Origin of the sequence: Qingshengfaniella alkalisoli (assembly GCF_007855645.1) — a bacterium.
GTDB lineage: Bacteria > Pseudomonadota > Alphaproteobacteria > Rhodobacterales > Rhodobacteraceae > Qingshengfaniella > Qingshengfaniella alkalisoli.
This window is the reverse complement of the sequence record NZ_CP042261.1, coordinates 1,809,605-1,835,756: the sequence shown is the minus strand read 5'-3', so window position 1 is coordinate 1,835,756 and position 26,152 is coordinate 1,809,605. Positions and strand designations below refer to the sequence as shown.

Annotated in this window: 26 protein-coding genes and 1 pseudogene; 14 read left to right on the top strand and 13 right to left on the bottom strand. The window is 57.4% G+C overall.

Translation table 11 applies throughout. The features are described from left to right. The gene (locus tag FPZ52_RS09230; RefSeq protein ID WP_146365161.1) at positions 1 to 555 is read left to right on the top strand and encodes a hypothetical protein; all 555 of its coding nucleotides are present in this window, start codon (positions 1 to 3) and stop codon (positions 553 to 555) included. Here FPZ52_RS09230 and FPZ52_RS09225 read toward each other — a convergent pair. After that, positions 552 to 1,206, bottom strand: a pseudogene (locus FPZ52_RS09225) (carbonic anhydrase). The gene FPZ52_RS09230 and the pseudogene FPZ52_RS09225 sit on opposite strands and share 4 nt — an antisense overlap. Before the next feature lie 186 nt (positions 1,207 to 1,392). On the opposite strand from FPZ52_RS09225, the gene FPZ52_RS09220 reads away from it, so the two are divergent. The 3 genes from FPZ52_RS09220 to FPZ52_RS09210 all read left to right on the top strand — a co-directional run bounded on the left by FPZ52_RS09220 (position 1,393) and on the right by FPZ52_RS09210 (position 4,000). Continuing rightward, positions 1,393 to 1,728 (top strand): hypothetical protein, encoded by a 336-nt coding sequence (locus FPZ52_RS09220; protein WP_146365160.1) that lies wholly within the window; start codon positions 1,393 to 1,395, stop codon positions 1,726 to 1,728. A 67-nt stretch (positions 1,729 to 1,795) separates the two neighbouring features. After that, positions 1,796 to 3,190 carry a leucyl aminopeptidase family protein gene (locus FPZ52_RS09215; protein ID WP_146365159.1) on the top strand — a complete coding sequence of 465 codons (1,395 nt, stop codon included), beginning with the start codon at positions 1,796 to 1,798 and terminating at the stop codon, positions 3,188 to 3,190. Between the two features lie 36 nt (positions 3,191 to 3,226). Next, positions 3,227 to 4,000: a C40 family peptidase gene (locus tag FPZ52_RS09210; protein WP_146365158.1), complete on the top strand. Its 774-nt coding sequence runs from the start codon at positions 3,227 to 3,229 to the stop codon at positions 3,998 to 4,000. Here FPZ52_RS09210 and FPZ52_RS09205 read toward each other — a convergent pair whose 3' ends face one another. Next, positions 4,001 to 4,348 (bottom strand): DUF2794 domain-containing protein, encoded by a 348-nt coding sequence (locus FPZ52_RS09205; protein WP_146365157.1) that lies wholly within the window; start codon positions 4,346 to 4,348, stop codon positions 4,001 to 4,003. It lies immediately after the preceding gene. 205 nt (positions 4,349 to 4,553) lie between these two features. Continuing rightward, complete coding sequence (locus FPZ52_RS09200; protein WP_146365156.1) at positions 4,554 to 4,850, bottom strand: hypothetical protein; 297 nt, start codon at positions 4,848 to 4,850, stop codon at positions 4,554 to 4,556. 128 nt (positions 4,851 to 4,978) lie between these two features. On the opposite strand from FPZ52_RS09200, the gene FPZ52_RS09195 reads away from it, so the two are divergent. Genes FPZ52_RS09195 through FPZ52_RS09185 form a run of 3 tightly spaced genes read left to right on the top strand, consistent with a single transcriptional unit; the run spans position 4,979 to position 7,310 of the window. Continuing rightward, a complete protein-coding gene (locus tag FPZ52_RS09195) occupies positions 4,979 to 6,091 on the top strand; it encodes an S-(hydroxymethyl)glutathione dehydrogenase/class III alcohol dehydrogenase (RefSeq protein WP_146365155.1) in 1,113 nt (370 codons plus the stop codon). A 2-nt stretch (positions 6,092 to 6,093) separates the two neighbouring features. Further along, complete coding sequence (locus FPZ52_RS09190) at positions 6,094 to 6,591, top strand: GNAT family N-acetyltransferase (protein ID WP_146365154.1); 498 nt, start codon at positions 6,094 to 6,096, stop codon at positions 6,589 to 6,591. Next, positions 6,588 to 7,310, top strand: coding sequence for an NYN domain-containing protein (locus tag FPZ52_RS09185; protein WP_146365153.1), 723 nt, complete (start codon positions 6,588 to 6,590; stop codon positions 7,308 to 7,310). Before FPZ52_RS09190 ends, FPZ52_RS09185 begins: the two co-directional genes overlap by 4 nt. Here the strand turns inward: FPZ52_RS09185 and FPZ52_RS09180 are convergent. Continuing rightward, positions 7,307 to 7,921, bottom strand: coding sequence for a TetR/AcrR family transcriptional regulator (locus FPZ52_RS09180; protein ID WP_146365152.1), 615 nt, complete (start codon positions 7,919 to 7,921; stop codon positions 7,307 to 7,309). The two genes, FPZ52_RS09185 and FPZ52_RS09180, sit on opposite strands and share 4 nt — an antisense overlap. A gap of 136 nt (positions 7,922 to 8,057) precedes the next feature. Here FPZ52_RS09180 and FPZ52_RS09175 point away from each other — a divergent pair, with 136 nt between their 5' ends. From FPZ52_RS09175 to FPZ52_RS09165, 3 genes are read left to right on the top strand one after another with little or no spacing between them, the layout of a single operon-like run. Beyond that, complete coding sequence (locus FPZ52_RS09175; RefSeq protein ID WP_146365726.1) at positions 8,058 to 8,984, top strand: AEC family transporter; 927 nt, start codon at positions 8,058 to 8,060, stop codon at positions 8,982 to 8,984. Positions 8,985 to 9,000: 16 nt separating this feature from the next. Further along, positions 9,001 to 9,831, top strand: coding sequence for an S-formylglutathione hydrolase (gene fghA, locus FPZ52_RS09170; protein WP_146365151.1), 831 nt, complete (start codon positions 9,001 to 9,003; stop codon positions 9,829 to 9,831). A gap of 48 nt (positions 9,832 to 9,879) precedes the next feature. Then, a complete protein-coding gene (locus tag FPZ52_RS09165; protein WP_146365150.1) occupies positions 9,880 to 10,485 on the top strand; it encodes a DNA-3-methyladenine glycosylase I in 606 nt (201 codons plus the stop codon). On the opposite strand, the gene FPZ52_RS09160 is transcribed toward FPZ52_RS09165, so the two are convergent. The 8 genes from FPZ52_RS09160 to FPZ52_RS09125 all read right to left on the bottom strand — a co-directional run bounded on the left by FPZ52_RS09160 (position 10,482) and on the right by FPZ52_RS09125 (position 20,395). Beyond that, positions 10,482 to 11,732, bottom strand: a complete 1,251-nt coding sequence (locus FPZ52_RS09160) for an MFS transporter (RefSeq protein WP_146365149.1) — start codon at positions 11,730 to 11,732, stop codon at positions 10,482 to 10,484. The two genes, FPZ52_RS09165 and FPZ52_RS09160, sit on opposite strands and share 4 nt — an antisense overlap. Positions 11,733 to 11,808: 76 nt before the next feature. Next, positions 11,809 to 12,579 (bottom strand): metallophosphoesterase, encoded by a 771-nt coding sequence (locus FPZ52_RS09155; RefSeq protein ID WP_146365148.1) that lies wholly within the window; start codon positions 12,577 to 12,579, stop codon positions 11,809 to 11,811. Continuing rightward, entirely contained in the window at positions 12,579 to 13,250 is a 672-nt protein-coding gene (locus tag FPZ52_RS09150) for a rhomboid family intramembrane serine protease (protein WP_146365147.1), read from the bottom strand. Before FPZ52_RS09150 ends, FPZ52_RS09155 begins: the two co-directional genes overlap by 1 nt. A gap of 33 nt (positions 13,251 to 13,283) precedes the next feature. Further along, positions 13,284 to 14,864 carry a VPLPA-CTERM-specific exosortase XrtD gene (gene xrtD / locus FPZ52_RS09145; RefSeq protein ID WP_146365146.1) on the bottom strand — a complete coding sequence of 527 codons (1,581 nt, stop codon included), beginning with the start codon at positions 14,862 to 14,864 and terminating at the stop codon, positions 13,284 to 13,286. 105 nt (positions 14,865 to 14,969) lie between these two features. Further along, a complete protein-coding gene (locus FPZ52_RS09140) occupies positions 14,970 to 16,340 on the bottom strand; it encodes a porin family protein (protein ID WP_146365145.1) in 1,371 nt (456 codons plus the stop codon). 12 nt (positions 16,341 to 16,352) lie between these two features. Continuing rightward, positions 16,353 to 16,949: a polysaccharide biosynthesis/export family protein gene (locus FPZ52_RS09135; RefSeq protein ID WP_146365144.1), complete on the bottom strand. Its 597-nt coding sequence runs from the start codon at positions 16,947 to 16,949 to the stop codon at positions 16,353 to 16,355. Positions 16,950 to 17,092: 143 nt separating this feature from the next. After that, positions 17,093 to 19,555, bottom strand: coding sequence for a tetratricopeptide repeat protein (locus tag FPZ52_RS09130; RefSeq protein WP_146365143.1), 2,463 nt, complete (start codon positions 19,553 to 19,555; stop codon positions 17,093 to 17,095). Positions 19,556 to 19,678: 123 nt separating this feature from the next. Next, positions 19,679 to 20,395, bottom strand: a complete 717-nt coding sequence (locus tag FPZ52_RS09125; RefSeq protein WP_146365725.1) for a sugar transferase — start codon at positions 20,393 to 20,395, stop codon at positions 19,679 to 19,681. 404 nt (positions 20,396 to 20,799) lie between these two features. Between FPZ52_RS09125 and FPZ52_RS09120 the strand changes: the two genes are divergently transcribed. From FPZ52_RS09120 to FPZ52_RS09110, 3 genes are read left to right on the top strand one after another with little or no spacing between them, the layout of a single operon-like run. Further along, on the top strand, positions 20,800 to 21,657 hold the full coding sequence (locus FPZ52_RS09120) for an ExeA family protein (protein ID WP_146365142.1): 858 nt from the start codon (positions 20,800 to 20,802) through the stop codon (positions 21,655 to 21,657). A 1-nt stretch (position 21,658) separates the two neighbouring features. Beyond that, positions 21,659 to 23,206: a GumC family protein gene (locus FPZ52_RS09115; RefSeq protein WP_168201296.1), complete on the top strand. Its 1,548-nt coding sequence runs from the start codon at positions 21,659 to 21,661 to the stop codon at positions 23,204 to 23,206. A gap of 43 nt (positions 23,207 to 23,249) precedes the next feature. Continuing rightward, complete coding sequence (locus tag FPZ52_RS09110; protein ID WP_146365140.1) at positions 23,250 to 24,089, top strand: CpsD/CapB family tyrosine-protein kinase; 840 nt, start codon at positions 23,250 to 23,252, stop codon at positions 24,087 to 24,089. Here the strand turns inward: FPZ52_RS09110 and FPZ52_RS09105 are convergent. Beyond that, positions 24,083 to 25,756, bottom strand: coding sequence for a hypothetical protein (locus FPZ52_RS09105; protein WP_146365139.1), 1,674 nt, complete (start codon positions 25,754 to 25,756; stop codon positions 24,083 to 24,085). The two genes, FPZ52_RS09110 and FPZ52_RS09105, sit on opposite strands and share 7 nt — an antisense overlap. Positions 25,757 to 25,765: 9 nt before the next feature. Here FPZ52_RS09105 and FPZ52_RS19560 point away from each other — a divergent pair, with 9 nt between their 5' ends. Then, positions 25,766 to 26,086, top strand: a complete 321-nt coding sequence (locus tag FPZ52_RS19560) for a spike base protein, RCAP_Rcc01079 family (protein ID WP_420851682.1) — start codon at positions 25,766 to 25,768, stop codon at positions 26,084 to 26,086. Positions 26,087 to 26,152 lie beyond the last annotated feature (66 nt).

Genomic DNA, 26,152 nt, shown 5'->3' with positions numbered 1-26,152 from the left:
GTGACCGCAGCGGTTTTGGCCGCTGCGCTCGTCTTGTCCGACCCGGTGAAGGCTCAAGAGGCAACCGGCTATTGGTCTCTCAGCGTCGGACGCATGACCGATAATGAATGGGGCGAAGTGGCTGAACAGCCCGGCTCGATCTCATGGCGCGACGCCCAACTGTCGGGCGTCGCGCTTTCTCGTGAATGGGGACTAGGTCGCTGGGGGTTTGTCGGGGTCGAGGGGCAACTGCTCAAGCACTTCGGAGAGCAAGACCATATCGAGGTTTCTGTTCCGGTCTTCTACCGCACACCCCGCACGGATCAGGTGTTCATTCCGTCGCTGGCATATGGGCTGGGCCTGTCCTACGCGACCGAACCGCCGGTTTCGGAAATCGAGCGCACAGGCGAAAGCACTGAACTGCTAGCCCATTGGTTTCTGGAGATGGAGTTCGGCGCGCGCGCCTCGGATTGGCGACCCTATATTCGCCTGCACCATCGTTCCCACGCATGGGAGACGTTCGACGCCCGCACCGGATCGAATGCCGTGCTATTTGGGGTGCGGGCAGCGTTTTAGGCGGACACTATGGAAAAAGCATCGCGGTCGGCGTCGTAGAACTCGATCTCGCCGGATGCCAGGTTCGACCAGACGCCGTGGATCGACAGAACATCTTTGGACACCGCGTCACGCACGAAGGGAAAGGTCATCAGATTTTCAAGTGACACGACAACCGTCTGCTTTTCCAATTCGCGGGTAACGGTTTCTTCGTCGCCCTTGTCCTTCACGCGCTCATAGCCCGGCATCAGGATCTCCATCCAGCGTCCGATGAAGCTCTCTTTGCTGTCCAAATCCGGGTTATTGCCGTTGCACATGTCGTAGCACCCTTTCGCTCCGCCGCAGGAGGAATGCCCCATCACGATCAGGTTGGACACCTTAAGATATCGCACGGCGTATTCGATGGCGGCAGATGTCCCGTGGCGCAAGCCATCGGGTTCATAGGGCGGGACGAGGTTCGCGATGTTGCGGTGCATGAAGAATTCACCCGGTCCCGCACCGAAAAGCGAATTGACCTGCACGCGGCTGTCACAGCAGGTGATGATCATGCATCGTGGGCGCTGGCCTTCTTCGGCAAGCCTTCGATACCACGCTTTGTTCTCGGAAATCGGTGGCGCGCCAACCCTGATACCTTTGCAAAAGGTAGGAAGGCAGTGGTTTGACATGAGTCAGGGTGCTGTTCTCGTTCGACATGATGATGATCTAAGGCAGTTTCTCACCGAATTCGAGAGAGTTTTGCACACGAAAGCAATCATTTCTTGAGGCTTGGGCGCCAAAATTACTGAACGTGGGGGCACGGAAGGTGAGGTGTTGGTGTGGGACCGGTGAGTTTATCACATGAGGAAAGCGTATCTCTTGATGCCAAGATCCTGGGCGGAGATCTATGAAAGACTAGGCGAGACCGGCGCGGAGGAAATGCTGTGTGATGCAATGGAAGACATGGCGTTGCGGCTCGCGCGTATTGACCGCTATCACCGCGCGGGTGCGTTCGGTTCCTTGGGGCAAACGGCTGAGGGCTTGCAGGCTGTCGCGCGCAGAATCGGCATGAAGGACTTGGCTCGGGTCGCGCGGGACGTGTCCATTTGCGCGATGCGACGTGACCGTGTGGGGCTGGCGGCTACACAAGCGCGTCTGAGCCGTGTCGGGGACCGTTCGCTTACCGAGATATGGGATCCAGGCGAATTTACTGGCTGATACCCTTGCGGTGGACGCTGCTTCGCATAAGGATCGGTGCGTTCGAAACGCTGCAAGAGAGAATCCCATGTCGCCGAAATTTGCCGCCGAAACCGAAGCTGCCTGCCCGATCTATCTGGTGTCTCCTGATGATTTGGCGGGTTGGAAATCCGGTGATGGTGCACAATGGGCGGATTGGGTAACGGCAGCCGGTTTTGCCGGAAAACCTGGTGAATTGTGCCTGTTGCCCACCGGTAGCAGTGTGGCCGGCGCGATTTTCGGGTTGGGCGGAGACGCGGCGCAGTCGCGCACGCGGTTTGCTCTGGCACAGGCCGTCACGCAACTGCCTGAAGGCCCTTGGCGGATCGCGTCCGATCATCCGGTTGATATGCTGTCCGAGCAGTCGCTCGCATGGCTGCTGGCGTCCTATCGATTCGACCGCTACGCCGCGCAGGACAAGCCGGGCGCCCAATTGGTTGCGCCCAAGGGAGTGGACGCCAAGCGTCTCGAGGCCATCGCTGCCGGTGAATGCCTGACACGCGACCTGATCAATACGCCCGCATCCGATATGGGTCCGGAAGAACTGGAAGTCGCCGCCCATGCACTTGCACGCGAGTTCGGTGCGTCCTTCGACGTTGTGCAGGGCGATGGTCTGCTCGAAGAAAACTTCCCGATGATCCATGCGGTGGGGCGCGCATCGCCGCGCGAGCCGCGCCTTCTGGATATGCGCTGGGGTGAACATGGTCCCCGGCTGACACTGGTGGGCAAAGGGGTCTGCTTTGATACTGGCGGACTGAACTTGAAGCCTGGTCGATCCATGGGCCTGATGAAAAAAGATATGGGTGGCGCGGCGACCGTCTTGGGGTTGGCACGCATGATCATGGCGCTCGGGCTGAGACTGCGGTTGCGAGTTCTGATTCCGGCGGTCGAGAATTCGGTATCCGGTAATTCCTTCAGGCCGCAGGATGTGCTGACATCGCGCAAAGGGTTGACGGTCGAAATCAACAACACGGATGCGGAAGGACGGTTGGTATTGGCGGATGCGCTGGCCTATGCCGATGAGGAAAGCCCCGATCTGATGGTGTCCATGGCGACACTGACAGGTGCCGCGCGAGTGGCGGTAGGACCTGATCTGGCGCCGTTTTACACCAACAGCGCGACTGCGGCGCGCGCTTTGGCTGCGGGCGGTGACCGGGCGCGTGATCCGGTGTGGCAAATGCCATTTCACGAGCCCTATGAATCGATGATCGAGCCGGACATTGCCGATCTGGATAATGCGCCATCGGGCGGTTTTGCCGGGTCCATCACTGCCGCGTTGTTCCTGCGCCGTTTCGTGGAAGGTACTCAGAACTACGTGCATTTCGATATCTATGGCTGGCAGCCATCTTCAGCACCGGCCCGTCCAAAAGGCGGGGTCGGACAGGGGGCGCGCGCATTGTTGCAGGCGCTGCCCGAATTGCTTGATCTCTCTGACGCCACCTGATCTTTGGGGGCAAAGCAGTCAGCACAGGAACAACGAATGACACAGGCCCGCGCCAATCAGCCGACCCCTTTGCAAGTCGTCGCGCCGGTTGCGGATGTGCTCGACCGCCCGAACGGCGCGCGCATCCGGCAAATGCTTTATGGCGAAACCGGAATGTTGCTGGAAGAAGCGGACGGCTATCGCCGCGTGCGGGCGACGAAAGACGGCTATGTGGGATATGTGCGCGCGGATCGGTTGGGGGAGGCCTCGCCCGCCACTCACAAGGTTCTGTCTCTGGCAACGCATCTTTACACAAAGCCCGATTTCAAGTCGAAGGATGCAGCCAGCCTGTCATTCGGGTCTCAGGTAACGGTCTTGGATCGTGACGGCGCGTTCAGTCGTGTGAAAACGGGTCATTTCATTCCAACCGTCCATCTTGCGCCGGCGCGTGCGAAGTTCGGAGATCCTGCGGCGATCGCGGAACTGTTCCTCGGCACACCCTATCTTTGGGGTGGCAATAGCCGACTGGGCATCGACTGTTCCGGCTTGGTGCAGACCGCAGCGTTAGCGTGCGGAGTGCCGTGCCCGGGCGACACCGGCGATCAGGTGGCGGAGTTGGGCCACGCCGTTCCGACGCATGCGTCCCTGCAACGCGGTGATGTGATCTTTTGGGAAGGCCATGTTGCAATGATGGTTAATGAACGCCGTATCATCCACGCCAATGCGCATCATATGTCGGTCGCTTTCGAGCCCCTGAACGAAGCCATCAAGCGTATTGCGGAACAAGGTGATGGTGATGTGATCGCACGACGCAGGATGGATCTGCGCTGACTACTTCACCGCGCGGATCAGCTTGCGTTCCAGCACCTGAAGGGTGGATTTCAGCGTGTGGCCCCGTTTGATGATTTGTCCATCCATCCCGATCACGACATACATGCCTTGGCGATTGCGCAGCTTGGGGTGTTTTTCAATGCGGTAGAGCGGGTTCTCGGCGGTGCGCCGAAAGATGGAAAATACGGCGCGATCCTTGAGAAAAGACATGCCGTAGTCGCGCCATTCGCCAGCCGCAACCATTTTGCCATAGAGCGCGAGAATGACGCCCAACTCGCTGCGGTCGAATACGACCTGTTCCGGTGCCTCAGAGGGCTTGTGCAGGGGTGTCGGGGTATGAACCGTCATGGATCAAGATTGTGTCGCACCGCGCCTGAAATCAAGCGTTCACTGGCCTGCCACGGTCGCGCCATTACAAAACTGCCGCGAAAATGCCATAACCTTGCCGTGAAACAGCCCTAGTTTAGCCGCTTTCCCATGCGATCAGGGTATGCGCAGGTCGCTCGCCGATCCAGTAACAGCCCCACACGGCATGGCGGGGTCTGCGCACGCCTCAACCGCAGAATACGCGTCCGATCGTATCGTCTGGCGTCGTCGTGAATGTCAGGCGGTTTCGATCAAAGTCGCGCGTGACAAACCCGTCTGACGGCAGTACCCGCGTCACTACGCCGGGATTTATGGTTTGGGCCATGCTGATCGGCTCGCCTATCATATGCTGGTAAAAACTCGCATCGCAGGTGACGACCGCAGGCTCGACAACTGCGGTTTCTGCCGGGGTCTGCATGTATTCCGGTTCGCAGGCGACCAACGCGGAAAGGGCCAATGCCGGGGTGGCGAACATGCGTATCACTACTCTAATCCTTCTCGATTTCGCGCAAGAATCCATGAACTGCGTCATTCTGCAATCCCTGCGCAAGGGGACGTTGTGTTTCTGTGGCATATGGAACAAATTGCGGAAGGAATATAGGAGATCGGGTTATGCGCACCACCGCAGCAGTCGCGACACAAGCTGGCAAGCCGCTTGAGATCATGGAAGTCAACCTCGAAGGCCCCAAGGCAGGCGAGGTTTTGGTAGAGATCAAGGCCACAGGTATCTGTCATACCGACGAATTCACGCTATCGGGTGCTGACCCAGAAGGGCTGTTTCCTGCCATTCTGGGGCATGAGGGCGCGGGTGTCGTGCTGGAGGTGGGTGACGGCGTGACTTCAATGAAGCCTGGTGATCACGTAATCCCGCTTTACACCCCTGAGTGCCGTGAATGTGAATATTGCCTGAACCCGAAAACCAATCTGTGCCAGTCGATTCGGTCTACACAGGGGCAGGGTGTGATGCCGGATGGTACGTCGAGGTTTTCGACTTTGGATGGCGATCCGATCCTGCACTATATGGGGTGCTCGACTTTTGCCAATCACACGGTTCTGCCGGAAATCGCGCTCGCCAAGATTCGTAAGGACGCACCTTTTGACAAGGTGTGCTACATCGGCTGCGGTGTCACCACTGGCGTCGGGGCCGTAATCAACACGGCAAAGGCTGAAATCGGCTGTCGAGCCATCGTCTTTGGGTTGGGTGGTATCGGCCTGAACGTGATCCAAGGGCTGCGTCTGGCTGGTGCAGATCAGATAGTTGGCGTTGACCTTAATCCTTCGAAAGTGCCGCTTGCGGAGCGTTTCGGCATGACTGATTTCGTCAACCCGAGCGAGGTCGAGGGCGATCTTGTGCCTTATCTCGTTGATCTGACGAAGGGTGGGGCGGACTATACCTTCGACGCGACGGGCAATGTGAACGTTATGCGCACCGCGCTGGAAGCCGCTCATAAGGGCTGGGGAGAAAGCATTGTCATCGGTGTTGCGCCGGCCGGCGCAGAGATCTCGACGCGCCCGTTCCAGCTGGTGACAGGCCGGACATGGAAAGGCACCGCTTTCGGCGGTGCGCGCGGGCGGTCCGATGTGCCTCAGATCGTGGACTGGTACATGGATGGCAAGATCGAGATTGACCCCATGATCACGCATACGCTGTCTCACAAGGACATCAACAAGGGGTTCGATCTGATGCATGAAGGCAAATCGATCCGCTCGGTGGTGGTCTACTGAACATGAAATTCCGGAAGGCGAGCGCAGACGACAGCGATTTGCTTTGGCAGATGCTGGAGCCGGTTTTCCGCGCTGGCGACACTTATGCGATCGACCCTGATATCAGCCGCGAAGATGCGCTCAGCTATTGGCTGGGCGCGACGAACGGGGCATGGCTCGTCGAGGAGGACACCCCGCTCGGCACGTACTACCTGAAGCGGAACCAGCCGGGGGGTGGCGCGCATGTATGCAATTGCGGTTTCGTCACGGCGCAGGATGCTGGCGGCAAAGGTGTCGCACGCGAGATGCTGGCACACGCCCTGGAGCAAGCGAAGATCGCGGGTTACCGCGCGATGCAGTTCAATTTCGTAATATCCAGGAATGAACGCGCAGTGCGTCTTTGGACTCGCGCCGGGTTCAATACGGTCGGGCGTTTGCCCAACGCGTTTGAACACCCCGCGCAAGGCTACGTAGATGCGCTGGTTATGTATCGCGATCTGACAGCGGAGGCATACGAATGAACGACAATGGGTCCACCCTTCTTGCCGTCTTGATCGACGCGGACAATGTACCGGCTCGCTACGCCGAGGCAATCTTCGAAGAGATCGCATCGTTTGGCGAGGCGAGCATCCGACGGATCTACGGGGATTTTTCTCGGGACAATCTGCGTAGCTGGTCGAAGAACCTGGCGAAGTTGGCCATTGTGCCCATGCAGTCGCCAGCAAACACGAAGGGCAAGAATTCGTCCGATATTGCGCTGGTAATCGACGCGATGGATATCCTGCATACGGGGCGTTTCGATGGCTTCGTGCTGGTCAGTTCCGACAGTGACTTCACCCGCCTGGCCAGCCGCATCCGTGAACAGGGGATTGGCGTGGTCGGCATGGGCGAGCAGAAAACGCCTGAAGCTTTCCGCATGGCGTGCAAGCGTTTCATCTACCTCGAAAACCTGGATGCGGAAGGGGTAGAGTCGGAATCAGATGAGCCTGCGCCTAAACCATTGCAGAAACTTCAGCCGGTGGATGCGCGTCAATTGATAACGCGGGCAATGGATTCGATCGAGCAGGACGATGAATGGTATTCGCTTGGGCAGATTGGCCAACATATCACTGCCGCCAATCCTGACTTCGATCCACGCACTTATGGACGAAAGAAGTTGAGCGATCTGATCGCGGATACGAAGATTTTCCAGTTGCGGCGCGGGTCAGGTAATCAGTTCGAGATCAGGCGTCTGGACTAGGTTCCGTAGCGTGCCATGAACATTTCGACCGCGCCCTTGATGACGCGTTCGATTTCTTCCTCTGATGGTTTAGTCACCACGCTGAAAATCATGCGCGGGAACAGGTGGGCCTTGCAAAGCTCGATGAACTGTTCTGCTGCCAACTCGCAGTCGGTGATTTGCAGATGGCCTTCGTCGACTTGGATCTTCAGAAACTCCACCAGCTTCGCTTTGGCGCGTTCAGGCCCGCACTGGTAAAAGGTGCGGCCAAGCTCCGGAAAGCGTTCTGACTCCGCGACGCACACACGGAATACGCGCATCCCGAAATCGGACAGGAAAAACGTAGCCATCTTGCGTGCGATTTCGGCCAGCATTTCGTCGACAGGCCCCGGTGTAACCAGCATCTCTGACGCTTCGCCCTGTCGCAGGCATTCGGATTTGGCAACCTCCAGGAAGAGAATTTCCTTGTCCGAGAAATAGCTGTAGAGCGTGGCTTTGGACACGCCAGCTTCTTTCGCGATGGCATCTACGCTGGCACCCTCGAACCCTTCGTGCATGAAGACCTTTCGAGCACCCTCGACAACTTGTTCATATTTGCGACCCTTTCGGGCCGATGCGCTTCGTTGATCCAATGGAGTTTCCGTTTGCTGGTATCGAGCATTGAAACCGATCAGTTTAGTTTTGGCAAGCTTTCCGCACAGGAAGGTTCAGTAAATCGGGCAATTCTTCGTGCTGGCGAGGCGGTCGGTCGCGTGCTACTTCCGTGACATGATTGCAGTTTTCTGGCAGACTTTCCCGTTCTTCCTGCTGATTGCTCTGGGTTACGGGGCGGGTCGCAGCGGCTTCTTCAGCTCGCAGGCGACAGCGGCATTGACGAAGTTCGTGTTCTATTTTGCGCTGTCAGCGATGTTGTTCCATTTTGCCGCGCGACTGAGCTTTTCGGATGTCTTCAACTGGACGTTTGTAGCTGCGTATCTCTGCGGCAGCGTTACCGTTTACCTGCTGGCGACGGTGGTGGCATTGATACGCAAGCGAGGCATGCAGGAAGCAGCGGTGGAGGCGCAATGCGCGGTCATCGGCAATGTCGGTTTTCTTGGCGTTCCGATGTTGGTGCTGCTGATCGGGGAAGCCGCGATCGGGCCGGTCATGCAAGTGCTTGCCATAGATTTGATCGTGTTTTCCAGCTTGATCGTCATCCTGATTTCGACGGGGCGCGAGGGACGGCTCAGTCTGGCCAGTTTTCGTGTCGCGGCTTTGGGCTTGCTGAAAAATCCCATGATCGTTTCAATTGCGCTTGGGCTGGGCTGGTCCATCGTTGGCTGGGAGTTGCCGGAGCCCGCAGCCTATTTCCTCGAAACGCTTGGTGCTGCGGCGACGCCCGGTGCGCTGTTTGCCATCGGTGCCTCGCTTGCCGATAAATCAGCGGAACGGCTGGAGATCGCCGCATGGCTATCGGGCTGCAAGTTGCTGCTTCATCCTGCGTTGGTGGCGATTTTCGCGCTGTTCGTGTTTCCGGTTGATCCCTTCCAAGCGGCCGTGATGGTGGCCTGTGCTGCGCTTCCGGTGGCTGGGAATGTCTACATTCTGGCGCAGCACTATGGCATCGCGCCACATCGCGCCTCCACCGCCATCCTGATTTCCACGGTGCTGAGCGTCATCACACTACCCGCCATTCTCGCTTGGCTGAACCCATGAACCACGGAGGTCGTCCATGAAAACCGTTTCCGAGAACCGCTGCTTCGGCGGAGTGCAAGGCGTCTATAGTCACGCGTCGTCAAGCTGCGCGTGTGAGATGACATTCGGGCTCTACCTGCCGCCAGCCGCGCAGTTCGGACGGGTACCTGTGTTGTGGTATCTTTCGGGCCTGACCTGCACCCACGAAAACGCCATGACCAAGGCTGGCGCGCAAGCCATTGCCGCGCAATGCGGGATGGCCGTTTGCTTCCCAGATACCTCCCCACGCGGGAAAAGCGTCGCAGATGACGACTCTTACGATCTGGGGCAGGGGGCAGGCTTCTATGTTGATGCGGCACAGGATCCGTGGGCACCGCATTTCAAGATGTGGAGCTATGTGGGCGATGAGCTTCCTGCATTGCTGGTGGATGCTTTCCCAATTGAACCGGATCAACAGGCCATAACTGGCCATTCGATGGGTGGCCATGGTGCGCTGACTCTCGCGATGCGTCGGCCGGAGCAGTTCGCGAGCGTCTCTGCCTTCGCGCCGATCGCCAACCCGACGGCGTCTGACTGGGGGCGTAAGCAGTTTACGGCCTATCTCGGTGCCGATGAGAGCGACTGGGAAGGCCATGATGCGACGTTGTTGATGCGCGACAAAGGGTTCGACGGAGCGATGTTGATCGATCAGGGTGCGGAGGATCAGTTCTACGAACTTCTACGGCCTGCATCTTTGTCGGAAGCCATGGCCGCGCGCAAACAAGACGGAACATTCCGTATAAACAAGGGCTATGATCACAGCTATTTCTTTGTGTCGACCTTTATGGAGGACCATGTAGGGTTCCATGCGGAGGCCTTGGGCCTGTGACCACGTGGATGTCGGCCAGTTGGCCGGGCAAATGCGAAAGGACAGCGGATGGATAAACTCGTTACCGGGCCGGATGGACGACCGCGTTGTGGGTGGTGCGCCGCCGCTCCGGAATTCTACGACTACCATGATCGTGAATGGGGGTATCCCGTCGGTGACGATATTCGGTTGTTTGAAAAGCTGTGTCTGGAAAGCTTTCAGTCTGGGCTAAGCTGGCGGACGATTCTGGCCAAACGGGACAATTTCCGTGCCGCGTTCGCAGGGTTCGATTTTCGCAAAGTTGCTGAATTTGATGACGGTGACAAGGATCGGTTGTTGAACGATGCGGGTATCGTGCGACATCGCGGGAAGATCGAGGCAGTGATCAACAACGCGCAGCGGGCCTGCGAATTGGTTGAAGAGGAAGGGTCCCTGGCGAAGTTCATCTGGGGCTATGAGCCGGATGAAAAGGGGGTGGAGCCGCAGAGCAGGTCAACCTCTCCTGCCTCGATCGGGCTGTCGAAGGAGCTGAAGAAACGGGGCTGGAAATTTGTTGGTCCCACCACCGTCTACGCATTCATGCAGGCGATGGGACTAATAAATGATCATGCCGACGGCTGCGTGCTCCGGGCCAAGGCTGACAAGGCCAGGCAGTCCTTTACCCGACCGACTTAGGCCGCGGCGTTCATTGGCGCCTGCGGTGGCAATGGCTTTTCACGCACCGGCAGATGCACGATCGCCGAGAACGCACCTACCCCAACGCCGATCCACCATACGAGCGTGTAGTCACCGGTGACGTCATACAGCCGCCCGCCCAACCATACGCCGAGGAAGGATCCGAGCTGATGGCTGAAGAACACGATGCCGTAAAGCGTGCCCATGTAGCGCAGGCCGTAGATATACGCGATGATGCCCGAGGTCAGTGGAACCGTCGCGAGCCATAATGAGCCCATGACTGCAGAGAAAATCAGCACTGATGCGGGGGTGATCGGTGTCAGGATAAACCAGGCCGCAACGATTGTACGGCCAGTGTAGATGACACAAAGCAGGTATTTGCGGGGAAAAAACTTCCCCAGCCAGCCGGCGGTTAGCGTCCCTGCGATGTTTGCGACGCCGATGACCGAGATGGATACGGCCCCAAGTGCGGAAGTCGTTGAAATACCCATCGTCGCGAGGATGCCGCCGGGGTCAATGGGGCCGCACAGCTCGGTCACGAAGGCCGGGAAATGGGCGGTGACGAAGCCCAGCTGATAGCCGCAGGAGAAGAAGCCGAGGAAGATCAACGTGTAGGTCGGATCGCGGAACGCCTTGCCGAGGATTGACGTCATCGATTCCTCGATTTCGGCTTTGCTGGCGGCCTCCGGTGCGCGAAGCATCGGCAGGCAAAGCAGTGATGCAAGCACTGCCGCCGCGAAGACCAGAAATACCGATTGCCAGCTCATCATGCCGAGCAGCCATTCGGCGGCCGGGGCTCCGATCACCTGTCCGGCCGAACCGGCGGCTGTGGCAATGGCCAGCGTCATGGATCGGTTTTCATCTGACGACGCACGCCCAACGACGGCAAGGATCACGCCGAAGCCGGTGCCCGCCACGCCGAATCCTACCAAAATCTCCAGCAGTTGATGCTGTTCAGGGGTAACAGCGAAGGAAGACAATACCAGCCCCGCCGCATAGAGCAGCGCCCCAAGAACGATCGCCTTGCGGTCGGACATCTTCTCAGCAATCGCGCCGAAGATGGGCTGACCGATACCCCAGGCAAGGTTCTGTATTGCGATAGCCAGCGAAAACTCGGCGCGTGGCCAACTGAATTCTTCGGCTATCGGAATCTGGAAGACCCCGAAGCTGGCACGAATGGCGAAGCTGATCATCATGATGATGCAGCCGCCAACAAGAACGGGTGTGAACAGGCGTGACTGGGGCATTGGGTAAGTCTCCGTGACCTAGATGATTTGCCCCAAAGACGGAAACGGGTCAATCACGGAATTGTGCGCCTATGTATCACGAAGGTTGATGGGACAGCGTGTCGATGAATTCGACCTTACCATCCGGCGCGATTGCGGCTGCGGTCAGGGTGTCGGAGAACCACGCGCCGGTATCGGTTGCGATCCGAGATGGCTGAATGACTGGTGGTCGGGTGACGGTGTGCCCATGCGCAACCCACCAGCCATCGCTACGCCCGCGTATGAGAAATTCTTTATTGCCCCAGATTCGCGTGCGGTCGGACTGTTGGTCGAGCGGCAAATCAGGCTCTAGCGCGGCATGAACCACGGCAAGTTTGCCGGTGGTCCACTGCGTTGGCAGGGCTTCGACCCAGTCGGCCAAACCACCGGACATTGCGTCCGCCAGATCAGCCTGAACCGAGTTCAGGTCGTCTTCGTCCTTGGGGGGGCTGACACCGAAACTCGCCAGCGTCATGTCGCCGCCATTGAAAAGCCACAGTCCGGAGTTGTGTTCTCGTCCATGCAGGAAATTAAGCATCATGTCTTCATGGTTGCCTTTAAGGCAGATGACACCCGAAGGATCGGACCGGTTAATATCCCGTAGCCGGTGAAGCACTTGCGCGCTATCAGGCCCACGGTCGATGTAATCCCCGACGAAGACGCGTGTGTGCTCCCGACCCGCCGCATGCGTGTCGATCAGCGGCAGCAGCTTTTCCAGCAGGTCAAGACGGCCATGAATATCACCTATTACATAGGTTAGCTGGTCAGGGGAGGGACGATCTATCGGCTCGCTATGCTTTTGCATGAAGGATTTCAGCCAGCGCCACATCAAGCTCTCCTTTTGGCCGGAATACCCCACAATAGGCCAAGTACCCAACCGGCGACGAAACCGCCCAAATGGGTTTCCCAAGCGAGATGCCCCCGTAGCAGGAAATAGAAGACCACGTTATAGGCGACGAGGTAAATCAAGACCCGACGGATTGCGCGCGTCGACTGACCACGGCTGCGCAGGTTCAACCAGTTCCAGCAGATCCAGAGGCCTGCCAGCCCAAACAGTGCCCCGGATGCGCCGACCATGGGTGCTGGATTCTTTACCAGAAGCCCGTAACAGGCTGCACCGGCGACCGATGTTAGAAAATAGGCGACCAGAAAACGTAGAGTTCCCGCCTTCCGGACAATAGCGCGTCCGAAACTGAGCAGCGCGATCATGTTTACGCCAAGATGCAGAAGCCCGCCATGAAGAAACGCGTAGGTGAAAAACATCGTCACCGGTTGCAATGGGAAGACCGGATGGCTGCCATGTAGCAGAATGGACCAGAAGGCACCGTACTCATAGACGCGGTTTCGGAGTGTCGGAAAACCCACCTGCCATTGAGACAGTTGCAGGATGAACTCGACGGCCAGATTGGCCACGAGCAACCATAGCACAACCGCTGGCACATTGTTGAAGATAGGCTCGCGCCCACTAGTACGGGCGGAGCGGGCTGGCTGTCGGATCAAGGAAGCTCCTGACGGTCGCAGTTGGTTACGTCGTCATAATGGCACATAGGTCGGCAGGACTTCCAGCGCATCGCGCATGAAATCCTGAAGCCGTTCATCTGCGTTGGGGTCGTTCTCGCCCAGCGGCGTAATGAAGCGCACCATCGCCCCGTCCTTACGTCCCATCAGGTAGCTGTCCTTGACCACTGCCAGCTTGGCCGCGAAGTCGTTGGTCATATGCTTTCCGCGTTGCTCGAACCAGTAATAGACCAGTTGTTTGGACAGCCCTTGCTGGATCACCGCGCGGTTAACCTGAAAAGTGCCGTACCCGGTCCCGGTCATGTCGACGTTGTAGGGTTCCAGGCTGAACACCTCCCAGCCACCGACGGGCAAGCAGACTTCCGGTGAATGGATGCCGCCGCCGGACGTTTGGTCGTCGTAATAGGCGACGAATATGTTAACAGCCGGTTCCGCAGCGCTTTTATACGTCGCGCTGACATAGTCGTCGGCGCCCAGCGTGGCTTCTACGTCCGGTGTGAGCGACTCGAATGATCCGTACCTGCCACCGATCTCACGGGGAAAGAGCAAGAATGGGCTGCGATCCGGTGTCTGGGTGGGCGGTGTCGGGAAGTTGTACCAGCCCAGCGAGATCGCCGCCGTCAGCACGGTCGCCGTAGCCAGCGCAAAGGATGGGCGGATGCCGAAGACCCGCGCGGCTTCGCGGGGCATGCCCGCCGTGTCCAGGTCGATCGCTTCCGACAGAGGTTTTGGATTGGACGTCAGACGTTGCAGCGCGATTGCCATACCGAACAGGATTGCGACGCAAGCGAGAAAGATGACCCAGCCTTCGAAAAAATGAAGGAAGCCTTCAGCCTGCTCGATTCCGTAGAAGTTGACCAGAACCCCGATGATTCCGATGCGCACGGAGTTCATCAGAACAGTGATTGGCGCGGCCGACAGGAGCAGCACCGCTTTGTGCCAGAATGGCCCGCGATACAGGATTGAGAACAGGTAGCTGAAGCTCAGGATCGGAAATAGGTAACGTAGACCGGAGCAGGCTTCCGCGACCTGCAGTTGATACACGCCAAGGTCGATGATGTTGCCATCCAGATGCACCGGGATGTTCGCCAGTTTAACGATCCAGACACCGATTTCCGAAGAGATGCCTTGCAGTAGGATCGACAGTTTCCAGTACAGGAACTGCGGTAGCGGCAACATGAAGACCAGGTGCAGCACCGGCGCCCAATGAGTGATGCCGCGCTTCCAGCCGAAGGTGACCAGCACGACGCCCATCACCCAGACGATGAAGGAATAGGCGACGATGTCCCCAATTTCGACGAGATTGCCGATCAGCGCACCCGTCAATGCTAGCAAGATGACGAAGACACCTGGCCAGCGGTCTGTCACGTTGTCTTCCAACGGTGGGCTTTGACGCAACTCACGTAGGAACAGATAGAGCGAAATAACGGGTATCAGCGGCCCATGGCTGTATTCGGGCGTCAGCCAGGCCTGAGCAAGTTCGACGAACCCCGAGGCGAACAACGGGATCGAGACGAGCAGCAGCAGGATGAAGGAAGGAAAACCTAGCGGATTCAGGGTAATCCCCGCAAGGCTGGGTTGGGTCGTGGCACTCATGTCATTTCACAGTCAACAGCAAAAGGAATCGGCAAACCAATCCACGCCTTTATAAAGAATTTTTTCCCTAAAGGCACCCATAGTCGGTCACGTTAGGGTGTAGACTTAACGGCTGCTCTCGAAGCTTCGCGTCAGTGTAAGGAACAGCGCGTTGGATTGCGCGTCGTCGTCATCCCCGCTGTCTCGAAACTTGTAGCGGTAGCCCCCGGTAATGTCCCACTCTCGCGTCAGTGAATGGGAATAGCTGGTTGAAATCGACAGACGTTCCTTCGTATCTTGGTCCGAGTTTTCGTAGATTGTCCGGCCCGCCGAAACATCCAGCCCGACTGACGATACCTTGGTCAACACGCGCGAATAGCTGGCAAAGAGGCTCGTGTTCAGAACGTTGCGGGATTCGTCATCCACGGTGGCGTTCTGGTTCAGCCCCAATGTCACCTCGGATAGAGGTAGTGTGTGAGTATAGCTGATGGCCCCCACCGGTTCGATGTCGGTCGTGTCGTTTGCGGACGCCCCGATCCAGCTATCGAAGGATGCGCCGTTACGGAAAGTTACATCGCGCCCGACGAACACACGGTTGCGGGTGCCATTTTCGTCGAGATCCGACGTAAAACCCAAGCGGATTGTGCCATTCTTGACCTCGCGCTGCAGGTTCAGGCTGCCGACAAGGCCTTCCTCGGTGCTGTCGTTGCCATTCGCCGTGCTGTCTACTTGTGAGTAGCCGAGACGGAACTGCGCGCGCAGCGTCGGATTGATCGTCGCGTTGAATCCCAGATCGGCCGTGGCGGATTCCCGGTCGGTTTTAGATGGATCGTCGTATTCACGCTGGCTGTAGCCGCCACCAAGAGTTGCCGTGAAGATAGGGTTCAACCGAAAGCCGAACTCCGTGTTCAGGGCGCCTGATGTGTAGTCGGACAGATCCGGGTCGGTCGTGTCCACATAGTTCACTCGGCGGGTGTTGCCGTTCAGCGCAAAGCTGAGTGGCCCGTCCGAGTTCAGTGCAACCCCGGCGCCTGCGCGCAGTTCCTCGCGGTAGCCGTCGCCCTGAGTGTCGTCGAAGTTGCCATCGTCGTCGATGGAACTCAGCGGATCGAAGAAGTCCACATCAACGCGGCGATAGAACAGGTTGGCGTCAATAGCGTTATCGTCGACATTGCGGCTGAAATTAAACCGTAGTCGCGGATCATCGAATTCCGCCTCCTGCCCTTGAACCGGTAGGTCGGAAGCGCGAAGCGTGCCATCAACGCGGAAATCCAGAAGATCCGTGCGGGTGCGACTGAACAGTGCGGCGCCCAGAGAGTTGTTCCAGATCAGTGCGTCTCCGGCCGAGTCCTCACGCAGGTCGTAGTTGTCATTGGCTTCGATGGAGGATGAGATATAGGCGGATTTCTCGGTCCGCTCCTGAGCGAAAAGGAACGGAACACCCACTGCACTAACAGTTGGGATGACCGTCGCGATGACGAGCAGCGTACGTTTCACGTGCGGTCTCGATTACTCGAACAGACGGCGCTCGGGCACCAGAATGACGTCACCGTCCCGCAAGGTGGTGTTGCCGCCGATTGTGGCGCCATCGCCGATTGCGCGAAGGTTGAACTTGTACACATGTTCCTGTCCCGATTGATCCGTGCGGCGCAGCTGGACGCGCTTTTGCGCAGCGAAAGCGGTGAACCCCCCGGCGCCAGAGAGTGCCTGCAGGAAGCTGATACCGGGTTCGAACTGCTTCGGGCCGGGGCTCTGCACTTCACCCAGGAAGTAGACAGTAACCAGATCTGCCTGAACTTCGCCAGTTGCGGTGGCCGGCGCGAGTTGGTTCAGAGAGACGAACACGGTGGGCGTGGTCGCGAAATTCGGTGCTAGCGCAGTACGCAGGTTGGCTTGGACTTGATCGAGCGTCCGTCCGCCCGCGCTGACCGTGCCCGCATAGGGAAAGGAAAAACTGCCGTCGGGCAGGACGAGGACGTTGCGGTTCAGGCTTGAATCCTCAAGCACCTCGACCGTCAGAACGTCGCCGGATTTGATCGAATAGCCTTGCGCGGCGGCGATGCCAACGGACATCAGCAGGGCGAAAATACCTAGAAGAATACGCATAAACCTGTTCCTCGTTGTCTCTTGGACGCCATTGTCACTGGCTTTGAACACAGACTAGTCCAACTCCAAGCCTTGCTGGAAGCGTGATGGCACCGAAGAGGTGTTTTTCAGCAGACACGTATTTTCCCTGCAACAGATGCAGCTTACTGCTGTTTGCTCTTCGCTTCCGGCGCTGGCTCGGGCGATGTTAGCTGCTGGCGTGCGTCTTGAGCTTCCGGAACGTCGGTGTCGCCCCAAAGCTCAACGGCCCGTTCAAATTGGTTGCGAGCTTCGTCGGTACGTCCCTTGGCCGCGTAAACCTTGCCCAGATGATACTGCACGGATGGATTTCTGGGCATGCCTTCGGCTGCGGATTCCAGATATTCCAGGGCCTCGTCTATGTTGCCCAGGCGGAACGCGATCCAGCCATAGGTGTCCTGAAAAGCGGGCACATCCGTGCCGCGCAGGCGGCGGGCCACGACGAATGCACGTTCCAGATGTTCCTGATCGTCGTAGTAAGTGGTGATCATGCTGGCGAGGTTGTTGGCGATCAATGCAGAGCCTGAATCCGCAGCATAAAGATCCTCGTAGATCGCGATGGCGCGGTCATAGTCACCGGTGCGTTCGGCAAGGCTGGCGTCAAGCCATTTCAACGTGGCAGAATTCTCGTTGGCCGCGATGCCGTCCGTGACAATCTGCTGCGCCTCATCCAATTGGCCGCGATTGATCTTAAGCAGAGCAAGGCTCCGCCACACCGCTTCGGCCTGATCATTTTGTGCCAACAGGTCGCGGTAGATAGCTTCGGCGCCATCCGGGTTTCCCTCGACGCTCAGCAAGGCGGCGTTGAGGTATTGCAGATCGCGCTTGGCATCAGGGTCGTCTGTTTCCGCCAGTGATTGATCCATATAGGACCGGGCGGCTTCCAAATCATTCCTGGCGAGATGGCGGCGAACGACTTCCGCGCGTGCCGCGGTGCCGGCAGAACCCTCAGCGACCAGCGATTGTAGCAGGGAGATGCTTTCCTCAGAATCTCCGGTGGATTGAAGGATGGCATCGTCCAGCGCGGAAGCCACTGCTGTGGCCTCTTGGTTTTTCAGATTCCTCAATGTTTCCGACACCTGCCGCGCGCGCGACCAGTCCTCCATTTGCAGATAGGTCTGGCCCAGGGAGCGCAGCACGCCGACATTGGCCGGAGCGAGTTGCAGCGCGTTGATCAGGACCGTCTCGGCGCGAACGAAGTGCTCATCCGCCTTCAGAAACTCGGCGTATCGCAGACTTTCTTCAGGTGCGTTCTTTGAGGCATCGACGGCAAGCGACAGGCTTTCCCCCACAAGCTCTCGGTTCCCGTCACGCTCGTAGGCTTTGGCAAGCAATGTCAGTGCTTCGACATCATCCGGATCCTGGTCCAGCGCGGTACGAAGGGCTAAGACCGCGTCACGTACTTTGTCCTGTTCGATCAACCGATCAGCGCGCACCTTGAGCGCCCCCACGTTCTGGGCGTCGGCTTCAAGAACGTCGGAGATCAGCGCATCCGCAGCGGTCTCGTCGCCGACGGCCAGCTGCATGCGGGCCAGAGTCACTTTCAGGTTGTTCGTCTGGTCATTCGTTTCGGCACCGTCCAGAATGCTTTCCATTTCGGCGATGGCATTGTCGCGCTTCCCCTGATCGAACCAGATACTTGCACGTAACGACCGGAACAAAGCGCTGTCGACGCCTTCACTGATCTGTTTGTCGATTTCCGCGAGTGCAGCCTCCGGGCCTCGGACCGATTGCAGGAACTGGACGAGCGAAACGCGCGGGGGGATATCGTCACCCCCATCTTCTACGAGGTCGCGGATGAATTGTTCCGCACCGTCAATATCGTTCTGGATCAGATACCACCGCACCAGTGCCGAGCGTGATTCAGCGTCGTCAGGGAACCGAGCAACCATCGTTTTCAACTGATCGCCCAGCCCCGCCAGATTGTCACTTTGAACGAGCAAACTGAGCTTGGCTCGGTTCAGATCGGCATTATCGGGCTCAAGAGCCAGGGCATCATCCAGAACGACCAGCGCCTGATCGAATTCCCCCTGTCGTGAATAGTAGTCTATCAGGATACGACGTGAAATCAGGTCCTCCGGATTCTTATCCGACAGGAGTTTGGCGTCATCCACAACCGCCTGCAGTTCCTGTGGATCGGCTGTTCCGGTGGATAGATCGCGATACCTAGTGGCGTTCAGTATGGCACGAACGGTAGCGTTGTCTGGTGCCATCTTTGCGGCCGCAGTTGCGTGGCGCTTGACCTCTTCCCATTCGCCGATTGGCATCGCCATTTCCGCGAGCTTGATGCGCGCATCAAGGTTCTCTGGATACTGTTCAGTCAGCAGAAGATAGTGGCGATAGGCCTCTTGCAGGTCGCCTTTCCCCCGATTCAGGTCGGCATAAAGCATCCGTGCGGCTTCATGCTGGCCGTTCAGATCAAAAACCGATTTCAGATTGACGATAGCCTTCTCTACCTGACCCTCTTCTGCAAGCTCGACGCTTTCCTGATAAAGGCGTTCTGCTTTCTTATCCGAAGATTCGCAGCCGGCCAAACCGGCGACGGATAGCGAAAGAAGGGCCGCAATCGTGAACTTCTTGAGGGTCATGGATAACTCCGATCAGGCGAGATGCCGTCTTCATATAGCGCGGGCTTGTGGACTCTTCCTAACCCGAAAATAGGAACGGCCGCAATTTATGCGGCCGTTCTGAACAGTGTGTTTCGCGGGCTTTTAGATGCCGGTTCCCTGAAATACGACACCAAGCGTTCTTGCGATGACACGCGTATCTGTCGCGAACGAAATATCGTTGTAGTAATCGGAATCGAACCGTGCGCGGGCCGCGAAAGAGGTGTTGTTGCGATCACCGACCTGCCAGTATCCCGTAATCCCGGGCCGTAACGCGAAATAGCACTGGCCGGGGTACAGGTCACGCTGAGCAACCATCATCGGTCGAGGGCCAACGACACTCATGTCGCCCTTCAGCACATTCCAGAACTGAGGAAGTTCGTCGAGCGAGGTCTTACGCATCAAACGACCCAGTCTGGTAATACGGGGGTCATCCCGCAGCTTCTGAGTGAGGGCCCATTCACGATTGGCCTCAGGGTTGCTGGCCAGATAACTGATCAGCTTTTCTTCGGCGTTCACGGTCATGGAACGCAGCTTCACCATTCGGAATTCTTTGCCGTTTCGGCCTATGCGACGCTGAATATAGAAGGGATTGCCTCCATCCAGCGCAACGCAGAGCGCAAGCAATAGAATCGCCGGGATCAGTAGTGGGGAAACGAAAACAACAAAGAGTATATCGAGAGCACGCTTGCCGATCTTCCGATAAACAGAATGCCGGGAATCTGCCCCGGACACAGGGCTAGAAGCCTCGGCCGAGGTTGAAAAATGAGCAGTCAAAACACTTACCTCACATAACCACAGCCCGAAAAATATGGGCTGCATATACTCGAGATTACACACGCGCCATCACAACAAACTGATGAACGCCGAGTCACTGTTAGCACATTGCGTTGCGTCATTTCAACATCGTTCAAGATTTTCATGCTTTTTGATTAATATTGCCAACCGCGCGTAACCAATGAATTTTTTGTGTCGCGGCGTCCGGAGCGGAAATCCGCACGTTATGGCGTGCATGGTTTGTGGGACGCTGCGACAACTTTGCACAGGCTCCCGATTATGTGCTGCCGTTGCACAAGTAATGGTAGCATGGGGTCGCCTTGTGCTTTAGCTGTTTCAGTCGTTGTGATAGGGCGCGCGTGTAGTTGCTGCCCGTATCCGGTGCCGGTGCGCGGCAGAATGTGCCAGTTGGAGAGTCCGGCAGACATGAATACTGCCCAGATCGGAATATGAATACCACAAGCCCGATAGATATCTACAACTCGTTCTTTGGGTTTGCCGAGCGCCCGTTCACTTTAGTGCCGGATCCGGAGTTCCTCTATTGGTCGCGTGCACATAGGCTGGCCTTTACCATGCTGGAATATGGTGTGATGACCCGAACACCTATCACCGTTATTACCGGTGAGGTTGGTGCGGGCAAGACAACGTTGCTACATCATATGCTATCGTCCATGTCCGAGGACGTGATCGTCGGGTTGATTTCGAATGCACAGGGATCGCGTGGCGAGTTGCTGCAATGGGTGCTGCATTCACTGGGTGTCAGCTTTGACCCGCAAGCCAGCTACGTCCAGCTGTTTCAGCAATTACAGGACTTCTTGATCGAGGCCTATTCCGAGGGCCATCGCGTCGTCTTGATCATTGATGAGGCGCAGAACCTGAATGTCGAGACGCTCGAAGAGCTGCGCATGCTGACGAATATCAACGCCAATAAGGATGAGTTGGTTCAACTGATCCTTATGGGACAGCCGGAGTTGCGTGATCTGATTGACAGCCCTCAGCTCAGGCAGTTCGCACAACGCGTCGGGGCAAGTTTCCATCTGTCGCCAATGGATCGTGACGGTGTCGCAGAGTATGTTGCCCACCGGTTAAGGGTTGCTGGCGGATCTGGCGAAGAATTTCAGGCTGATACGTCCGATCTGATTTATCGCGCGACGGGGGGTATTCCTCGCCTTGTTAACAAACTGTGCGATCTCGCACTGGTATATGCATTTTCAGCGGATGAAAGCGTGGTTACAGCAGATACGGTGTCAGCCGTATTAAGAGATGGCGTATTCGTCGGCGGCGTTTCAGAAAGTGGAATCGCATAGAATGAATTTTGATCTGAACTATTACACGTCGATCTTCTGGCGGCGGTTCCCATACTTCATCGCTGTCGTATCCTTGTTCACGTGCCTTGGATTTGTGACAGCGATGGTCCTGCCGCCGGAATATGAGGCCAACGCGCGTTTACTTGTGGAATCCCCCCAGATTCCAGATGAACTTGCCAGTTCGACCGTGCGAACCAATCCGCAGGAGCAGCTTCAGATCATTGAACAGCGGCTGATGACGCGTGCGAACCTTCTGGAAATTGCCCGTGAACTGGATGTGTTCGAAAGCAGTTCAGAAACCGGGTCGCCGGCCTCCGCAACTGAAATCGTGGACAGCATGCGTGCACGCACTCGGTTCCAACGGCAATCCGGACGTGACGCGGCGACGTTGCTAGGCATTTCCTTTCGCGCTTCGTCAGCAACGGCTGCTGCGGCGGTTGCAAACGAGCTTGTTACTCGTGTCCTTCAATCAAATGTGGAAATGCGCACGAACCAGGCTGCGTCGACCCTCGATTTCTTTCGACAGGAAGTGAACCGTCTGAGCGCCGAACTTAACACCAAGTCCGATGAGATCCTGGCCTTCAAAAGTGCCCACGCTCAAGCGCTACCTCAGGATGAGTCGTATCTTCGTGATCGGCAATCCAGCGTGTCCAGCACCCTGGGGCAGATCGACCGGGAAATGGGCATTCTGAACGACCAGAAAGTTAGGCTGATCGAGATATTCGAACAGACGGGCCGGCTAAGCGTGGACGAATCTCAACTTTCGCCCGAGGAACGCGCGCTTAATGCGGCACGCTCACAACTGGATGAGGCATTGCTGGTCTACTCTGCGAATCATCCACGCGTGAAGATGCTGGAGGCTCGGATCGGTCAACTCGAACAACAGTTCGAAAGCAGCGGCGCCTCGTCATCGGATGGCAAACGCACACTGCTTGACGCACAGGTCGCGGAAATCGACACGCGGCTGGATGCCTTGCGGGATTTGAAAGAAACGAATGAAGCAGAACTCACCCGCATTAACGGGCTGCTAGCGGAGCTTCCGAAGAACGGTATTGAGCTGGAGGCACTGGAGCGGGATTACGAGAATATCCAGCTGCGGTACAATTCTGCCAGTGCGCGTTTGTCGCAGGCGGAAACCGGAGAGCGGATTGAGGCGACGTCACAAGGCCAGCGTATCACCGTAATCGAGCAGGCGACGGTGCCTACAACTCCGACCAAACCGAACCGCGCAGCAATCGCCGCAGCGGGCGTCGGTGCCGGGATCGCGGCGGGGCTGGGTCTTATTCTGCTGCTCGAGCTTCTGAACAAAGCGATTCGGCGGCCTATCGAACTGACCGACAAGCTGGGTATCACCCCGATCGCTGTGCTGCCCTATGTTCCGACCTCTGCAGAAACCAGTCGCAAACGCTGGAGTTCTTTGGTGATAGCTGCTGTGTTACTCCTGTTGTTACCTGTGGCGTTGTTCATGATCCATTCCTATGTATTCCCATTGGATGAGTTGATTGAGAAAGCGCTCAACAAGTTCGGCTTTTCGTTGCTCGGATCGTGAGTTTCCGTAGCCTATTGGATTAGATTTTAGGGAGCCTCGTCATATGGAACGTCTTCAAGATGCGATGAACCGGGCCCGCCAGAAGCGCAGTGGTAAACTGCGGGAACCCGCGGTCAAGCGGCAACCAAGAAATCAGGAAATATCCGGCCGTGCCTTGCCTCGTGCTGTGTCGGATCGCTGGGCAGCATTGCCGGAGCTCGCAGTCGATCCCAAGGTAATGGAAGCAAACCGGATCGTTACATATTTTGGGCGTCAGGAATCTTCGCCCTTCGACATGATGCGGACAAAAATCGTGCAGCAGGCCCGTGCGAACAACTGGCGGCGTATTGCTGTAACATCGCCGACCCCGGGTTGCGGGAAGTCGACGCTTGTGGCGAATCTCGCATTCAGCCTCGCGCGGCAGACGGACATACGTACTATAGTGATCGAAACCGATATGCGCCGTCCGATGCTCTCAAAGCTGATCGGGTCAACAGAAAAGCATGTTTTTGCACGGGTGCTGACGGGTCAGGACGCGATTGCAGACCATCTGGTAAGCTATGGTGGAAATGTGGCATTTGGCACGAACGACATTCCTAGCGGGAATTCGTCAGAGTTGTTGCAAAGCGGGGCGGCGCAGGACGCGTTGCGAAGGATTGAAAAGGATTACGAGCCCGATCTCATCATCTTCGACACATCGCCCCTTATGGTCAGTGACGACACCATCGGATTTCTCGAGCACGTAGATGCAACCGTGCTGGTGGCAGCAGCGGAAACGACCTCGGTCGAGCAGGTGGATGTTGCCGAGGCAGAGATCGCCGAGGTTACTCAAGTGCTGGGCGTTGTGCTGAACAAGTGCCGTTATTCATCCGGCGGCTATGGATACGACTACGGATATTACTGATCGCTATCCGGCCCGTCCGGGAACAGGCTTTCCGCCGTTTCCGACATTTGCAGTTTCAGTGAACCGCCGTTGCCCCGCGCGGCGATGTGGGTGACGGCGGTGCCACCTTGCGCCGAGGTGCCATCACTGATGTCGTAGAGCGAGGCTTCGCCGGGGCGGAATAGTTTCGTTACTCCGTTGGGCAGTTCGCGCCGTATGCGATCCAGTCTTCCAGAGTCGTCATAGTTCAAGTGGTCCGTCCACTTTGCTGTCGGCCATAGCAGCGGGTCGAGAAAAGTCTGGTCATCTGCGGCGTAGCCTATGCGCTGCAATCGTGGCCCGTTGGGCGTGGGTTCATAGTGGCGGTCTTGAAATAATGGGAAGGCAACTGACAGAATTGCCGGGGCGCTATCGACGTGACCGTTGTTTGCGAAGATGCCGATATCCACGCGGTTGGTCAGCATGTCGGGGTCGTAGGGCGTGGTGAAGGCGTCGTGCCAATCTATCCGGATGGTCGCCCTGTCACGACGTGTGCTGGCATAGGTAAAGCGGATCTTTTCGGGATTTCCACGTAAGATCACCCAATCGAAGGACAGCGGCAAGCCGTTCGGGTCACGTGTGTCCGCCACGGATACCTCGATTTCGCGCCGATAGTCGTAGGAACGCCATGTCCGCCCAATAGCGGAAGGGGTTGTGAACAGCGCCTCGTCGAGGTTTCTCGCGAGGTAGTCCCTGCCTGGAACAGCCTGAAAGTCCCTTGTTACCCTCAGTTGAACCATCGGGGGGATCATTTCGGGTGAAAGCGAATTCGCCAATGTGACCAACGCCGCGGGCCGAATGTCCTTCCCGTCATAAGCCGAGCGATGTGCGCGCCCCGACAGGTAATCATCCCGCGAATTGATGCCTCTCATCGTGCGTCGCAGCAACATTTGAACCGTCGGCGCAAGAAGCCGTTCGGCCTCCAGCCGGTTGCGCGTGTCCGGTGTCAGCCCAGCGATGGCCAACCCTATCGCACGCAGGAACGGTCGATCCGACCCGGACGAACCCTGCGAAACAATTTGGTAGGGCGTGATCGCCGAGAACTTGTCGCCGGCCTCGGAGTCGTGGTCGCGATGTTCCGGATAAACATAGATATGGTTGGACCTGTAAAGGCGATAGGCCGACATGGCCGTTTGTTGGCTGGTCGAACCGGCCCTTCCCAGGGATCTGGCAATGCCTGGGCCGCGAAGCACTGTTGACGAGTTCCCGAACGTCGGCAGTGAAAAGATCAGGCGCCCACCGATCGAGTAATCGAGACCCGATCTTTTAAAGGGTTCCGCGTATTCGGTTCGGCTGATCTGCGGAAAGATATCGTCACCAAGGTTGGAATGCTTCCGGTCACGATTGTCGTAAAGCACGCCCGCCAGCCCTGCTGCCCGTCCTTGACGGTAAAGCCTGCGGATCAGGCCTGCCTCGGGTGAATCGTCTTTTGGTCCGACGATGCTTTTGTTCACACGAGTCTTGTCTGGGCTCAGAGAAACGGCCAGAGCGTTGCCGGAGGGCAGTTTCTTGGTGTTCTCGGGCGTTACGGGAGCGACACCATCGACGATCGGAAGCGGCGGGGCGGATTCCCACGGGGTGAGTGTCGATTGAGCCAACGCGGCTTGCGCTGAGACAGCCAGACAAATCGAGAGAAAGATCTTCTTCATGGCGTAGGCGTGAATGGCTGTTGCGTTCCTGTCCACAGTGCGCACGGACCGGCAGGGATCTGTCAAGCGGCATCGGGCGGATTTTGCACGGAATATGTGTGTGGTAGATGTCATGAAGGACAAATTTCACCCGGCAAGCCGATCGTTCCCGATGATGCTCAACCGTTGCCGCAGTTGCCGCGTGCCTTTTATGTCGGCGGAACAGGCGATGTTGCAGTTGAGATGTTCGATGGTCAGACTCTGACCCTTGCCAATATGCAGGGCGGGCTAACTATCCGGTCCCTGTGCGCAGGGTGCTGGCCAGCAGCACGACCGGTTGCTCTCTGGTAGCTCGAACCGGGAAGTGAAGTCACGAAGCCCCGCCGATGGTGGGGCTTTTTCTTGTTTCTCCGCGGC

Coding starts and splice junctions, on each gene's coding strand:
- FPZ52_RS09210 (WP_146365158.1), top strand. CDS start 3,227: ATGACACAGGCCCGCGCCAATCAGCCGACCCCTTTGCAAGTCGTCGCG.
- FPZ52_RS09190 (WP_146365154.1), top strand. CDS start 6,094: ATGAAATTCCGGAAGGCGAGCGCAGACGACAGCGATTTGCTTTGGCAG.
- FPZ52_RS09185 (WP_146365153.1), top strand. CDS start 6,588: ATGAACGACAATGGGTCCACCCTTCTTGCCGTCTTGATCGACGCGGAC.
- FPZ52_RS09155 (WP_146365148.1), bottom strand. CDS start 12,579: ATGTGGCGCTGGCTGAAATCCTTCATGCAAAAGCATAGCGAGCCGATA.
- FPZ52_RS09125 (WP_146365725.1), bottom strand. CDS start 20,395: ATGCAGCCCATATTTTTCGGGCTGTGGTTATGTGAGGTAAGTGTTTTG.
- FPZ52_RS09215 (WP_146365159.1), top strand. CDS start 1,796: ATGTCGCCGAAATTTGCCGCCGAAACCGAAGCTGCCTGCCCGATCTAT.
- FPZ52_RS09110 (WP_146365140.1), top strand. CDS start 23,250: ATGGAACGTCTTCAAGATGCGATGAACCGGGCCCGCCAGAAGCGCAGT.
- FPZ52_RS09165 (WP_146365150.1), top strand. CDS start 9,880: ATGGATAAACTCGTTACCGGGCCGGATGGACGACCGCGTTGTGGGTGG.
- FPZ52_RS09160 (WP_146365149.1), bottom strand. CDS start 11,732: ATGCCCCAGTCACGCCTGTTCACACCCGTTCTTGTTGGCGGCTGCATC.
- xrtD (WP_146365146.1), bottom strand. CDS start 14,864: ATGAGTGCCACGACCCAACCCAGCCTTGCGGGGATTACCCTGAATCCG.
- fghA (WP_146365151.1), top strand. CDS start 9,001: ATGAAAACCGTTTCCGAGAACCGCTGCTTCGGCGGAGTGCAAGGCGTC.
- FPZ52_RS09105 (WP_146365139.1), bottom strand. CDS start 25,756: ATGAAGAAGATCTTTCTCTCGATTTGTCTGGCTGTCTCAGCGCAAGCC.
- FPZ52_RS09120 (WP_146365142.1), top strand. CDS start 20,800: ATGAATACCACAAGCCCGATAGATATCTACAACTCGTTCTTTGGGTTT.
- FPZ52_RS09195 (WP_146365155.1), top strand. CDS start 4,979: ATGCGCACCACCGCAGCAGTCGCGACACAAGCTGGCAAGCCGCTTGAG.
- FPZ52_RS09175 (WP_146365726.1), top strand. CDS start 8,058: ATGATTGCAGTTTTCTGGCAGACTTTCCCGTTCTTCCTGCTGATTGCT.
- FPZ52_RS09220 (WP_146365160.1), top strand. CDS start 1,393: ATGCCAAGATCCTGGGCGGAGATCTATGAAAGACTAGGCGAGACCGGC.
- FPZ52_RS09135 (WP_146365144.1), bottom strand. CDS start 16,949: ATGCGTATTCTTCTAGGTATTTTCGCCCTGCTGATGTCCGTTGGCATC.
- FPZ52_RS09130 (WP_146365143.1), bottom strand. CDS start 19,555: ATGACCCTCAAGAAGTTCACGATTGCGGCCCTTCTTTCGCTATCCGTC.
- FPZ52_RS09205 (WP_146365157.1), bottom strand. CDS start 4,348: ATGACGGTTCATACCCCGACACCCCTGCACAAGCCCTCTGAGGCACCG.
- FPZ52_RS09115 (WP_168201296.1), top strand. CDS start 21,659: ATGAATTTTGATCTGAACTATTACACGTCGATCTTCTGGCGGCGGTTC.